Annotated in this window: 14 protein-coding genes; 5 read left to right on the forward strand and 9 right to left on the reverse strand. The window is 73.5% G+C overall.

What is annotated here, in order from left to right:
• Positions 1-114 precede the first annotated feature (114 nt).
• From acpP to FQY79_RS05875, 7 genes are all read right to left on the reverse strand, one after another.
• Entirely contained in the window at positions 115-354 is a 240-nt protein-coding gene (gene acpP, locus FQY79_RS05845) for an acyl carrier protein (protein ID WP_027072546.1), read from the reverse strand.
• Between the two features lie 187 nt (positions 355-541).
• Positions 542-1,285 carry a 3-oxoacyl-ACP reductase FabG gene (gene fabG / locus FQY79_RS05850; protein WP_146311632.1) on the reverse strand — a complete coding sequence of 248 codons (744 nt, stop codon included), beginning with the start codon at positions 1,283-1,285 and terminating at the stop codon, positions 542-544.
• Between the two features lie 91 nt (positions 1,286-1,376).
• Positions 1,377-2,321, reverse strand: coding sequence for an ACP S-malonyltransferase (fabD, locus tag FQY79_RS05855; protein WP_146311634.1), 945 nt, complete (start codon positions 2,319-2,321; stop codon positions 1,377-1,379).
• An 87-nt stretch (positions 2,322-2,408) separates the two neighbouring features.
• Positions 2,409-3,233 (reverse strand): BUD32 family EKC/KEOPS complex subunit, encoded by an 825-nt coding sequence (locus FQY79_RS05860; RefSeq protein WP_146311636.1) that lies wholly within the window; start codon positions 3,231-3,233, stop codon positions 2,409-2,411.
• Between the two features lie 61 nt (positions 3,234-3,294).
• Positions 3,295-4,275 (reverse strand): beta-ketoacyl-ACP synthase III, encoded by a 981-nt coding sequence (locus FQY79_RS05865; protein ID WP_146311638.1) that lies wholly within the window; start codon positions 4,273-4,275, stop codon positions 3,295-3,297.
• Between the two features lie 112 nt (positions 4,276-4,387).
• Positions 4,388-4,582, reverse strand: a complete 195-nt coding sequence (gene rpmF / locus FQY79_RS05870; RefSeq protein WP_146311640.1) for a 50S ribosomal protein L32 — start codon at positions 4,580-4,582, stop codon at positions 4,388-4,390.
• Between the two features lie 64 nt (positions 4,583-4,646).
• On the reverse strand, positions 4,647-5,165 hold the full coding sequence (locus FQY79_RS05875) for a YceD family protein (RefSeq protein WP_146311642.1): 519 nt from the start codon (positions 5,163-5,165) through the stop codon (positions 4,647-4,649).
• Positions 5,166-5,293: 128 nt separating this feature from the next.
• Here FQY79_RS05875 and FQY79_RS05880 point away from each other — a divergent pair, with 128 nt between their 5' ends.
• Both FQY79_RS05880 and FQY79_RS05885 read left to right on the forward strand, forming a co-directional pair.
• Complete coding sequence (locus FQY79_RS05880; RefSeq protein ID WP_146311644.1) at positions 5,294-5,647, forward strand: hypothetical protein; 354 nt, start codon at positions 5,294-5,296, stop codon at positions 5,645-5,647.
• 14 nt (positions 5,648-5,661) lie between these two features.
• On the forward strand, positions 5,662-6,237 hold the full coding sequence (locus FQY79_RS05885) for a Maf family protein (protein WP_146311646.1): 576 nt from the start codon (positions 5,662-5,664) through the stop codon (positions 6,235-6,237).
• Positions 6,238-6,260: 23 nt separating this feature from the next.
• On the opposite strand, the gene FQY79_RS05890 is transcribed toward FQY79_RS05885, so the two are convergent.
• Positions 6,261-8,138 carry a glycosyltransferase family 39 protein gene (locus FQY79_RS05890; RefSeq protein ID WP_146311648.1) on the reverse strand — a complete coding sequence of 626 codons (1,878 nt, stop codon included), beginning with the start codon at positions 8,136-8,138 and terminating at the stop codon, positions 6,261-6,263.
• Positions 8,139-8,218: 80 nt separating this feature from the next.
• Between FQY79_RS05890 and FQY79_RS05895 the strand changes: the two genes are divergently transcribed.
• From FQY79_RS05895 to FQY79_RS05905, 3 genes are all read left to right on the forward strand, one after another.
• Positions 8,219-9,145: an AAA family ATPase gene (locus FQY79_RS05895; protein WP_146311650.1), complete on the forward strand. Its 927-nt coding sequence runs from the start codon at positions 8,219-8,221 to the stop codon at positions 9,143-9,145.
• Between the two features lie 76 nt (positions 9,146-9,221).
• On the forward strand, positions 9,222-10,196 hold the full coding sequence (locus tag FQY79_RS05900) for a DUF58 domain-containing protein (protein ID WP_425463181.1): 975 nt from the start codon (positions 9,222-9,224) through the stop codon (positions 10,194-10,196).
• Between the two features lie 7 nt (positions 10,197-10,203).
• Complete coding sequence (locus tag FQY79_RS05905) at positions 10,204-12,126, forward strand: transglutaminase TgpA family protein (RefSeq protein ID WP_246123019.1); 1,923 nt, start codon at positions 10,204-10,206, stop codon at positions 12,124-12,126.
• 251 nt (positions 12,127-12,377) lie between these two features.
• Here the strand turns inward: FQY79_RS05905 and FQY79_RS05910 are convergent, their stop codons facing one another.
• A complete protein-coding gene (locus FQY79_RS05910; RefSeq protein WP_146311654.1) occupies positions 12,378-12,725 on the reverse strand; it encodes a histidine triad nucleotide-binding protein in 348 nt (115 codons plus the stop codon).
• Positions 12,726-12,760: the final 35 nt, after the last annotated feature.

Genomic DNA, 12,760 nt, shown 5'->3' on the forward strand with positions numbered 1-12,760 from the left:
CGCGAGGCCGCAACGCGGCCCCGGGGATTGTGTTGTACCGGCCGCCTCGGGCCGGGCACATTGGCCGGCGCGGCCACGCCCGGCGCGACGGCCAGGCGTGGCGCTCCGCGGGCATCACGCCTTGACGTGGGCCTTGATGTAGTCGATCGCCTGCTGCACCGAGGTGATCTTCTCGGCTTCCTCGTCGGGGATCTCGCACTCGAATTCTTCTTCGAGCGCCATCACCAGTTCGACGGTGTCGAGCGAATCCGCGCCGAGGTCGTCGACGAAGGAAGCGTTGGCGCTGACTTCCTCTTCCTTGACGCCCAGTTGTTCGACGACGATCTTCTTGACGCGTTCTTCGATGCTGCTCATTGGCTGTAGCTCCGCGGAGGATGTTACGGTGACAAGTTTAAGGTCTGAGCCGGGGCGAGGATAGCGCGTTGCCGCGGCGCAACCCCGGTGGCGGGCCGGCGCGGCTCAGGGTCGAGTCGCGCTTTCCCTTGGAAATCGGCAACTTACGGCGGCGACGCGGGTGCGTCCCCGCCCGGGAACGGCTGCGTCAGGGCATGTACATGCCGCCGTTGACGTGGATGGTCTCTCCGGTGATGTAGCCGGCGCCCGGCCCGGCCAGGAAGGCGACCGCGTTGGCGACGTCCGACGGCTGCCCCAGACGCGACAGGGCGATCTGCCCGACCAGCCCCTGCTTCACGTCCTCGGGCAGGGCGGCGGTCATGTCGGTCTCGATGAAGCCGGGCGCGACCACGTTCACGGTCACGCCGCGCGAGCCGATTTCCTTGGCCAGCGACTTGCTGAAGGCGATGATGCCGGCCTTGGCCGCGGCGTAGTTGGTCTGGCCGGCGTTGCCGGTCACGCCGATCACCGAGGCGATGTTGATGATCCGGCCCTTGCGCGCCTTCATCATCCCCCGCATCGCGGCCTTGCAGGCTCGGTAGACGCTGCTGAGGTTGGTGTCGATCACCGCCTGCCAGTCCTCGTCGCCCATGCGCATGAGCAGGCCGTCGCGGGTGATGCCGGCGTTGTTGACCAGGATCGACAGCGGCCCGACCTCCTTGCCGATCGCGTCGATCAGGGCCTCGACCTGGCCGGGGACGGAGACGTCCAGTACGCGGCCCTGTCCGCCGTGCGCGGCGAGCCGCTCGCCGATCGCCTGCGCGCCGGCCTCGCTGGTCGCGGTGCCGATCACGGTCGCGCCCCGGGCCGCCAGCGTGTCGGCGATCGCGGCGCCGATGCCGCGGCTTGCGCCGGTCACCAGTGCGATCTCTCCCTGGAGTTGCTGGGTCATTGCCTGTCCGCCTGTCGTGGAATGGGTGTGGTCGCGGCGCGCATTGTCGCCCAAACCGCGCCGGCGCCGGAAATCCCGGTGCCCGCGCGCATCAGCCGGCCCAAGCGCCGAGCGCCGCCTCGAGGTCCCCGGGGGTGCCGAGTGCGCGCGCGTCCAGGCCCTTGTCGATGCGCCTGGCCAGCCCGGAGAGCACCTTGCCCGGACCGCATTCGCCGATCCGGGTCGCGCCCGCGGTGGCCAGCGCCTGCACGCAGCCGGTCCACTGCACCGGCAGGTAGAGCTGGCGCACCAGGGCGTCGCGGATCGCCTGGACGCCCTCGTGCACCTGGGCGTCCACGTTCTGCACCACCGGGATCGCGGGTTCGTTCCATGCGACGTTGGCCATCGCTTCGTCGAGGCGGTTGGCGGCCTCGCGCATCAGCGGCGTGTGCGAAGGCACGCTCACCGCCAACTTCACCGCCTTGCGCACCCCACGCTCGCCCAGCAGCGCCAGCGCGCGCTCGACCGCCGCGGCATGGCCGCCGATCACGATCTGCCCGGGCGAATTGTGGTTGGCCGGCACGACGATGCCGTCCTGCGAGGCTTCGCGGCAGACCTCTTCCACCAGTGCGTCCTCGGCGCCGAGCACCGCCGCCATCGCCCCGGTGCCGGCGGGCGCGGCGTCCTGCATCAGCCGGCCGCGCAGGCGCACCAGGCGCGCGCCATCCTCCAGCGACATCGCGCCCGCCGCCACCAGCGCGGCGTACTCGCCCAGGCTGTGCCCGGCCAGCAGCGCGGGCTGCGCCCCGCCGGCGGCCTGCCATGCACGCCACACCGCGATCCCGGCCGCGAGCAGCGCCGGCTGGGTGAACTCGGTCTGGTTGAGCTGCTCCTCGGGACCCTGCTGGGCCAGCGCCCACAGGTCGACGCCCGCGCCCTGCGAGGCTTCCTCGAAGCTCTCGCGGACGACGGCGTGCGCCTCGGCGAGGCCGGCGAGCATCCCGATCGACTGGGACCCCTGGCCGGGAAACACAAAGGCGAGTTGCGGATCGGTCACGACGGCTCGGCGCGGGAAAAAACGGCCGCAGATGGTAACGGGCCGGCCTTGGGATTGTCTGTACCCGACCGTAGGGTCGAGGCGGAATCAGTCGAGCATGCCCGCCAGCAGGACCAGCAGTTCGATGTCGCCGTCGTGCAGAAGGTCGAGCGCCAGGGCCGCGGCCAGCGCGAGTACGCTCCCGCCGCTGCTCCCGATCGCACGCCGGAGGCTGCCCAGCGCCTTGCCGATGCCGGCCGCGCGCCCGCCCAGCCAGGCGGTCGGCCGGCGCAGGAAGCCCAGCCGCTCGACCGTCCTGGCCAGCGCGCTGCGCGACGGTGGCCGTTCACGCCGCAGTCCCGCCGCCAGCAGCCCGGCGAGTTCCTGCTCGTCGAACGGCACGTGCCGCGACACGCCAGCGCTGAACACCAGCCAGTCGCGCGCCTGCGCATCGGCGAGCGGCATGACTTCGCCCGGGTCCTCCTCGAAATCGATGAAGCCGATCCGGCCATCGGCATCCACGGTGAGGTTGCGGGCCACCGGCGCGCCCAGGTAGGCGCCACGCGCATGCACGGCGGCGATCGCCTCGACCGCGCGCGACACCAGCGTCCGGGCCTCGTCGGGCCCGCTGCGGCGCAGGCGGTCGGCGAGCGTCTGGCCCATGTCGCTCAGCAGCAGGCAGTCGTCGCCCTGCGCCAGGACGCGCGGGACGTTCACGTCGAGCGAAGCGAGTTCGGTCAGGCGGCGCTGTTCGACCCGGCGCCCGTCAGGCCCGACATGGCGCGGCGGGGCGCGCAGCGGGGTGACGCCCAGCCGCATCGCCGTCCAGTCCATCGCCCGCATGCGCAACGCGCGCCGCGCGCTGCCGTAGCGTTTGAACCAAGCGACGCCACCCTCGACGTCCAGGCGCCTGACCTGACCTTCCTTTCCCATCCGGCGTCCTCCTGTTGCCTTGCCATCGCGGCGCCCGTCCTGGACGCCGCCACTGCATCGATCAGTACCGCAGCAGCGCCGAACCCCAGGTGAAGCCGCCGCCGAAGGCCTCGAGCAGCAGCAGCTGGCCGCGCTGCACCTTGCCCGAGCGCACCGCCTCGTCCAGCGCCAGCGGGACCGAGCCCGACGAGGTGTTGCCGTGGCGGTCGACGGTGACGATCACGCGCTCCATCGGCATGTCCAGGCGCTTGGCCGTGGCCTCGATGATGCGCAGGTTGGCCTGGTGCGGGATCAGCCAGTCGATGTCGTGGCGGTCCAGGCCGTTGGCCTCGAGCGTTTCCTCGACCACCGAGTCGAGCGCCTTGACCGCGTACTTGAACACGTCGCTGCCGGCCATCTGGATGCGCACGCCCGCGTTGTGCGCGCCGGTGTCGAAACCCACCGAGACGCCGACCGGGTTCCACAGCAGCTCCTTCTTGCTGCCGTCGGCGTGCAGGTGGGTGCTGAGGATGCCGGTCTCGGCGTCGGCCTCGAGCACGACCGCGCCGGCGCCGTCGCCGAACAGCACGCAGGTGGTGCGGTCGTTCCAGTCGACCATGCGGGTCAGGGTCTCGGCGCCCACCACCAGCACCGTCTTCGCATCCCCGGTGCGGATGAACTTGTCGGCCACCGAGAGCGCGTACAGGAAGCCCGAGCAGGCGGCGTTGACGTCGAACGCGCCGCACCCGGCGATCCCGAGGCGCTGCTGCAGCAGGCAGGCCGACGAGGGGAAGACGAGGTCCGGCGTGGTGGTGCCGAAGACGATCAGGTCGATCTGCGAGGCCTCCACGCCGGCGGCCTCGAGCGCGCGCTGCGCGGCGTGCAGGCCGAGGTCGACCGTGGTCTCGCCCTCGGCGGCGATGTGGCGCTCGCGGATCCCGGTGCGGGTGGCGATCCATTCGTCGCTGGTGTCGACGATCTTCGCCAGGTCGTCGTTGGTCAGCACCTTGGACGGCAGGTAGCTGCCGGTGCCGGCGATGCGGGAATAGATGCGCTCGGTCATCTCGTGGACGGCCCTCGGGTCGGTGCGGGCGCTGGGCGCCGTGGGGTGCCGGCGGCGCAACCGTCCGCCGGCATGCCTGTGGTCGCCGGGTCCGCGCGGACCCGGGACAGGATCAGTCTTCCTCGACGATCCTGGCCTTGGGCTGGATCACCTGCCGGCCACGGTAGTAGCCGTCGGCGGTCACGTGGTGGCGCAGGTGGGTCTCGCCCGAGGTCGGGTCGGTGGCCAGCTGCTTGGCCGTCAGCGCGTCGTGCGAACGACGCATGCCACGACGGGACGGGGTGACGCGGGACTTCTGCACTGCCATGGGATTGCTCCGGGGACGATTCGGTTGTTGCGACTGCTCGGGGGCGCCATGACGGCGCGTGACGTTAACTCGGTTTGTCCGGCTTCTTCAGCGCCGCCAGCCCGGCGAAGGGATGGGCGGCGGCCTGCTCCTCGGGCGGCACGTGCCAGTCGCGCTCGACCGCTTCCGTGCCCGGTTTCACCGGGACCACCGGAATGGCGAGGATCAGTTCGTCCTCGACCAGTTCCAGTGGCCGGATCTCGCCGCTGGCCGGGACCAGCAGCGCTTCGTAACCCGGCGGCAGCGCGGCCTCGTCCGCCTCGTCGCGGATCAGGCCCAGGCGCTGCACCGTCCTGACCGGGAACAGGAACCGCTGCAGGGTGCGCTGGCATTGCAGCGGCAACTCCGCGGCGAGCTTCAGTTCCAGGTACGGAACCCGCAGGGCGTCGTGGTCGAACGCGAGCGCGAACTCCACCTCGCCCTCCGCGTCGGACAGCGCGTCGCGCAGCCTGGACAGCGCGGACAGCGCGGCCCGCCCCTCGAACTCCCGCCGCCCGGCGACCATCCGCCACGCGTCCAGGATTTCGGGCAGTTCCGCGGACATAAGCCGATGAATGTTAAGGAGGGGCCGACCTGGTGTCAAACCACGCCGCCGGCCGGCCGTGCGATTTGCCCGGACCCATGGGCTCCGGTCAGACTGGGGCTCCGTCCACCGGGAGCCCCGACGTGGCCATGGTCGCACTTTCCCTGCTGCTGGTCGCGGCCGCGGTCGCGCTGGCGACCTGGTACCGGCGCCGCGGAGAGCAGCGCACCCGCGCGGTCGCCCGGCTGCTGGACTCGGCCGACGCGCTCGAGGACCGGCTGCGCACCGCGCGCTCGGAGATCGAGGCGATCGCGGGCGACGAGCAGAACCCGGTGCGCGAGGCGATGCAGGAGATGCTGCGCCAGCGGCTGTGGCTGCAACAGCACGGCCAGGCCGCCTCGCTGGAGCAGCTCGACTCGGTGCGCGCCTCGATCGACGCCGCGCGCGAAAGCATCGACGACCAGCTGGTCCAGATCGAGCGCGCGCGCGCCTCGCTGCATTGAGCAGGGGCCCGACCATGCCGCCGCTGGTACTGGCCTCCACGTCCCGCTACCGCGCCCAGCTGCTGGCGCGGCTGGGGCTGCCGTTCGAGAGCGTGCGCCCCGAGGTCGACGAGCGGCCCCTGCCCGGCGAGCCGCCGGCCACCCTGGCGCTGCGGCTGGCCGCGGCCAAGGCCGGGGCCGTGGCGGCCGCACGCCCGGACGCGCTGGTGCTCGGGTCCGACCAGGTCGCCAGCTGTGATGGCCGGATCCTGGGCAAGCCGGGCAACCGCGACGCCGCCATCGCCCAGCTGCAGCGGATGTCGGGGCGCGAGGCGGTATTCCTGACCGCAGTCGCCCTGGCCCGCGCCGGCGAGCCGGTCGAGCAGGCCCTGGACACGACCACGGTGCGCGTGCGCCACCTGTCCGCCGACGAGATCGTGCGCTACGTCGATGCCGAGTCGCCGCTGGACTGCGCCGGGAGCTTCAAGTCCGAGGGGCTGGGAATCACGCTGTTCGAATCGATCGAATCGCGCGACCCCACCGCGCTGGTGGGGTTGCCGCTGATCGCGACCGTCCGCCTGCTGCGCGCCCGCGGCGTCGCGCTGCCCTGAGAAGGCGCGGCCGTCGAGGCCGCTCAGTCGGCCGGCCCGGCGCCGTCCGCCACCGGGTCCACCGTCACCGGCACTTCGCTCCAGTCCTCGATGCTGCCGTCGCGCCCGTGCAGGCGCAGCCCCAGCCAGCGACGGCCGGGGGGCAGGCGCCCGGGCTCCACCCGGGCGCGGAAGCCCACGCCGGGATGGTTCGGATCGTTGGAGATGCGCCAGTAGGCGGCGGTCCATGGGCTGGCCAGCCCGTACTCGGCCACCGCCGCCGGACGCCCGTCGACCAGCACCTCGACCCGCTCGAGCCCGATGCCGTCCTTGAACGCCCAGCCGGAGACCTCGAGCGGGGCGCCGACCCGTGCCCCGGCCAGCGGCCGGTCGATCCAGGCCATGGCCGGCGTGGTGCAGGCGGCCGGTTCCGCCGCCGCCGGCAGCCCGTCGGGCCAGGCCAGCAGCAGGAACCGCTGGCGCCCGTGGTCGATGTTGAGCGCGCGCGGCGGCGGCAGCGGCCCCAGCGCCCGGCACAGCGCGTGGTAGCGCTGCAGCAGGTCGCGGTAGGGCACGTCGGTGGCGCCCACCACGAGCAGCACGGGCGCATCGCCCAGGCCCTGGCGCGAGGCGTCCAGGCCCCACAGCGCCAGCTGCGGCGCGCGCCCGTGCGCGCGGTTGAGCGGATGGTCCAGGACCGGGATCCGGGTCTCGCCCAGGGCGAAGCCCAGTTCCGCGCCGATCTTGAAGTTGTCCGCGACCAGCCGGGTGCCGGGCGGCATCCCCGCGCGCACCCGGCGCACCTCGCCGGCCAGTTCGTCCCAGCCGGCGAAGTTGGACGGATACCATTTGAGCCCGGCCATGCGTTCGCGGGCCTGGGGCGTGGAGACCGCGAGGTAGTAGCCCAGCATCGCCACCAGCCCACAGCCGGCCAGGCCCCAGGTCGCGACCCGCAGGCCGCGCGGCCAGCGCGCGAGCACCGTCGGCAGCAGCGGCAGCAACGCGACGTAGCCGGGCAGCGGCCAGTGGAAGCTCACCCGCTCGGTGTCGGCGAAGAACCCGAGCACGAAGAAGCCCAGGATCAGGATCCCGCCGCTCGACGCGAGCAGCCGCTGCGCCGGCGTCCCGGAGCGCGCGAAGCGCCACGCGGCAAGCAGCAGGGCCACGAACAGCAGCGGGCTCACCAGGATCGCCTGGACCACCGGGAAGGCAGCTCCTTCGGCGTGCAGCGTCCAGGGATGCCGGTCGACCAGCTGGAACCGGAGCCCGGCCTCGGCGTTCTCCAGGTTCCACGCCAGCAACGGCATCCAGGCGGCGGCGCCGACGGCCAGGGCCACGAGCACCCGCGGATCGCGCAGCAGCGCGCGCCCCTGCGGCAGCAGCAGCAGCGCGACGAAGCCGGCGCCGATCGCGGCGATGAAGCGGTAGTGGCTGAGCGCGCCGATGGCCAGCGCCACCGCGAGCTGCGCCGCGTTGGCGTGGCTCGCGCCGCGCAGCATCCGGGTCAGCGCGTCGAGCGCCAACAGCGTGGCCGCGGCCAGCAGCACGTCCGGCAGCGCCATCACCCCGAGCATCGCGAACAGCGGCAGCACCAGCGCCCCGCAACCGGCCAGCCAGGCGGCACCCGCGTCGCCTTCGCGCCGCGCCAGCGACACCACCAGCCAGGGCAGCGCGAACGAGACCAGCAGGAAGAGCGAGCGCACCGCGAGCACGCCGTCGCCGAACAGTTCGCCGCCCAGGCGGATGGTCCAGGCGGTCAGCCCTGGCAGGTCCGAATAGGCCCAGGCCAGATGGTGGCCTTCCTGCCAGTAGAACGCCTCGTCGACGAACAGCGGCAGCCGCGCGGCCACCAGCAGCTTGGCCGGCACGAGCGCCAGCCAGAGCGTGATGAAGACCGCACGCGTGACCCCGTTTTCGCGCATGGCGCCACGACCCCCGCTACACTCGATCCGGTTTGAAACCAAGGGAGAGCGCCGTGCCTGCCGCCACCCAGGAACCGGCCATGCTAACCGAGCGCGACCAACAGGCGTTGACGCATGCCCAGGCGCAGGTGAACCGGCTGGTGCTGGGAAAGGCGCGGGAGGTGCGCCTGGCGTTCGTGGCCCTGCTGTCGGACGGCCACCTGTTGATCGAGGACCTGCCGGGGCTGGGCAAGACCACGCTGGCCCACGCCCTGGCGGCCACGCTCGGTCTCGGGTTCCAGCGCGTGCAGTTCACCTCCGACCTGCTGCCCACGGACATCGTCGGGGTCTCGATCTACGACGCCCAGGCGCGCCGTTTCGAGTTCCACCCCGGGCCGGTGTTCGCGAACGTGCTGCTCGCCGACGAGATCAACCGCGCGCCGCCGCGCACCCAGAGCGCGCTGCTCGAGGCGATGGCCGAGCACCAGGTGACGGTGGACGGCACCACCCACCGCCTGCCCGAGCCGTTCTTCGTGATCGCCACCCAGAACCCGGTGGACCTGTCGGGCACCTATCCCCTGCCCGACTCGCAGCTCGACCGGTTCCTGTTGCGCCTGACCCTGGGCTACCCCGACGAGGCGGCCGAACGCGCGCTGCTCGCCGGCGAGGACCGCCGCGACCTCATCGCCCAGGCGATTCCGGCGCTGGGCGCCGAGGACGTGCTGCGCCTTCGCCGCGCGGTGCTCGCCACCCACGCCAGCGACGCCCTGGTCGGATACGTGCAGGCGCTGCTCAACCGCAGCCGCCACGCGCCCGGCGTGCGCATGGGCCTGTCGCCGCGCGCGGGCATCGCCTTGCTGCGCGCGGCCCGCGCCCATGCGCTGCTCGCCGGACGCGACCACGTGCTGCCGGAGGACGTGCAGGCGCTGTTCGTCCCGGTCGCGGCCCACCGCCTGGTGCCGGAGAACGACGCCGGCGACGGCGCCACGCTGGCGGAGGCGATCCTGCGCGACGTGGCGGTGGATTGAGCGCCATGCCGGGGCCCGCGGCTTCGACGGACGTGGCACGCCCGGGAACCCGGCGCGCGCACGGCACGCGGCGCGCATGATGGCGGCCCCGCTGCGCCGGCGCGCACGCGCGCGCCTGGACCGCTGGCTGCGCGGACGCACGCCGTCGGCGCTGCCGGTGCGCTTCGACCGCCACGGCATCTACGTGCTGCCGACCCGGTTCGGCGCGTTCTTCGCGGTGCTGCTGACCACGATGGGCCTGGGCGCGCTGAACTACAACAACAACCCCGCCCTGCTGCTGTGCCTGGTGCTGGCCGGCGCCGCGGTGGCCAGCCTGCTGCACGCGCAACTGCAGCTGGCGGGGCTGGAGGTGCGCGCCATCGGCGCCGAGCCGGTGCCCGCGGGCTCGACGCTGAAGCTGCGCGTGCACGTGCGCGCCGTACCGGGCCGCGCGCGGCGCGGACTGCGGGTGGAGTGCGCCGGGCAGGCCGCCACGCTGTCGCTGGCCGAGGGCGGCGGCGAAGCGGTGCTGGCCCTGCCCACCGCGCGCCGCGGCTGGTTCGACCCCGGGCGCATCAGGATCTCGACCACGCGCCCGCTCGGGCTGGCGCGGGCCTGGGCCTACGTGTGGCCGGAGGCGCCGCTGCTGGTGTACCCGGCGCCGGAGCCCGACGGCCCGCCGCTGCCGCTGGGCCGGGGCGAAGGGCTGCAGTCCCGGCTGCATCCGGCGGGCGACGACGTCCACCACCTGCGCGAGTGGCGCGCGGGCGACAGCCGGCGCGCGGTGGCCTGGAAGGCGTCGGCGCGGCGCAACGCGCTGCTGGTGCGCGAGTTCGAACAGCCGCTGGGGACCGACGTGGTGCTGGACTGGGACATGCTCGCGGGCCAGGGGCGCGAATCCCGGATCCGGCGCCTCGCGCGCTGGATCGACGAGGCCGAACGCGGCATGCGCCGTTACCGCCTGCGCCTGCCCGGCCAGCCGGCGATCGGCCCGGGCAGCGGCCAGGCGCATCGCCATGCCTGCCTGCGCGCGCTGGCGCTGTTGCCCGGTGAGGCCGATGCGGCGCGCTGACCCGTCCATGCTGACCCCGGCCGGCCGCGCCTGGGCGCTCGCGGCCGCCGCCGCCTGCCTGCTGCCGCTGCTGCCGCAGCTGCCGCGGACGCTCGCGGCCGGCACCGTGGCGGTGGCGCTGGCCACCGCGCTCCTGTCGCGTCGCGGCCCGCTGCCCGGCTGGCTGCGCATCGTCCTGGCGCTGGCGCTGGTGGGCACGGTCCTGGTGACGTTCCGCTTCGGCGTGGGCCGGGACCTGGCCTGCGCGGTGCTCGCCGCGATGCTGGCGCTCAAGCCGGGGGAGCTGGCAGGGGTGCGCGATGCGCGCAGCCTGGTCGGGTTCGCGCTGTTCGCGCCGTTCGCCACCTTCCTCCTCGACCAGGGGCCACTGTCGCTGCTGCTCGGCCTGGGCGGCGCGTGCCTTGCGCTGGCGGCGCTGCTGCAGCTGTCAGCGGACGAATCCGGCGACCCGCAACCGGCCACGGTGCCGGGACGGCTGCGCGCGGTGCTGCGCCTGGTCGCGATCGGCCTGCCGCTGGCGCTGGCCGCGTTCTGGCTGTTCCCGCGCATCCAGTCACCGCTGTGGGGCGTGCCCGACCGGGTACTCGCGCAGCCCGGGCTCTCGGACGAGATGGCGCCGGGCCAGTGGATCGACTTCATGTCCGACGACCGGCCGGCGCTGCGGGTGAACTTCATCGGCGAGGTTCCGGACACCAGCCAGATGTACTGGCGGGGGCCGGTCCTCATGGACTACGACGGACGCACCTGGAGGCGCCCGCGCTGGCTCGGCCGGATCCCCGCGCCGGAGGTCGCACGCGCGCCGGTTCGCTGGGAGTACCGGATGGAGGTGGAGCCGACCGACCGTCGGACCCTGGTCGCGCTGGAACTCCCCGGCGCGATCCCCGAAGGCGCCCAGGCCGGCGGGGACTACGTGCTCCGGACCGCCCCGCTGACCCGGGTGACGCGCTGGCACATGCAGGCCTCGCCGCCACGCACGTTCGAGCCTCGGCTGCCGGCCCTGGTGCGGCAGGCGGCGCTGCGCCTGCCCGAGGGCTACAACCCCCGGACGCTCGCGCTGGCCCGGCAATGGCGGGCCGAGGCCGGACCCGGCAACGACGAGGCAATCGTGCGCCGCGCGCTCGCCATGATCCGCGACGGGTTCGGCTACACGCTCGACACGCCGCTGCCCGGCCGCCACGCCGCCGACGAGTTCCTGTTCGACTGGAAGCGGGGCTTCTGCGAACACTTCAGTTCGGCCTTCGTCATCCTGATGCGGGCGGCCGGGATCCCGGCCCGGATCGTGACCGGCTACGTCGGCGGCTACCGCAATCCGATCGGTGACTACTGGGTGGTGCGCCGCAACGACGCGCACGCCTGGGCGGAGGTGTGGCTGGCGGGCCGCGGCTGGGTGCGGGTGGACCCCACCGCCGCGGTGGCGCCCGAACACATCTACGACACGATCGACGATCGCGCCTCCGGCGGCGGCCTGGCCGGGCTGCCGGGGATCACCCCGGTGCTCGATTTCGGCGACTGGCTGCGGCGCGGCTGGAACGACCTGGTGCTGGGCTTCGACGCCGCGCGCCAGGTGGCGATCCTGCGGCCGATCGGGCTCGAGCGCACCGGCGTGCGGGGCCTGGCCGCGCTGTTCGCCGGCGCGGCCGGCCTGGCCTTGGCCTGGATGCTGTGGCTGGCGGCGCGCGCCGAACGCAGCGGCGATCCGGTAGTGCGTGCCTGGCGCAGGCTGGGCCGCCGCTACGCGCGGCTGGGCCTGGCGCGCGCGCCGCACGAACCGGCGCTGCAATGGGTGGAACGGGTCGCGGCCGCACGGCCCGGGGACGCCGGCGCGCTGCGTGCCCTCGGGCGGCGCTTCGCGCAATGGCGCTACGCTCCGGCCGCCGCCGAGGACCCTCGCCGGCTGGCACGCGACCTGCGGCGACACCGCCCGGCTTGAGTCCGGGTCGGTTTCGCCAGTTCCCGCCGGCCGCACGGTCCACCGCAGATATCGACCCCTGCTCCTCCCCCCGCTTGCGGGGGAGGCTGGGAGGGGGGCGCACGTCACCGCAGGCAATGATCCCGGGACCGGCGGCCCCCACCCCGGCCCTCCCCCGCAGGCGGGGGAGGGGGTCGCAGGTATTCACCCCCCCGGACTCCGCTCCGGCCGACCGGTCCTCTGCTCCTCCCCCCGTTTGCGGGGGGAGGCCCTCAGGCGCCGGTCCCGAAGCGCCCCAGGGACGCACCCGCCAGCAGGTGCAGGTGGATCTGGTACACGGTCTGGCCGCCGTCGCCGTTGCAGTTCATGACGATCCGGTAGCCGTCCTCGGCGAACCCCTGCGCCCTGGCGTAGGCGGCCGCGGCGAGCGCCAGGCGGCCGATGACTTCAGGCCGGTCGGCGGGCACGTCGTTGAGCGTGGCGAAGTCTTCCTTCGGCACGAACAGCACGTGCACCGGCGCTTGCGGTGCGATGTCGCGGAACGCGATGACGTGCTCGTCCTCGAACACGATCTCGGCCGGCAGTTCCCGGCGCATGATGCGGTGGAAGATGGTGGGCATGGAGTCCTGCGGGTCCGGTGGGGTGGAGCGCCGAT

The organism is Luteimonas wenzhouensis (assembly GCF_007859305.1).
Lineage (GTDB): Bacteria > Pseudomonadota > Gammaproteobacteria > Xanthomonadales > Xanthomonadaceae > Luteimonas > Luteimonas wenzhouensis.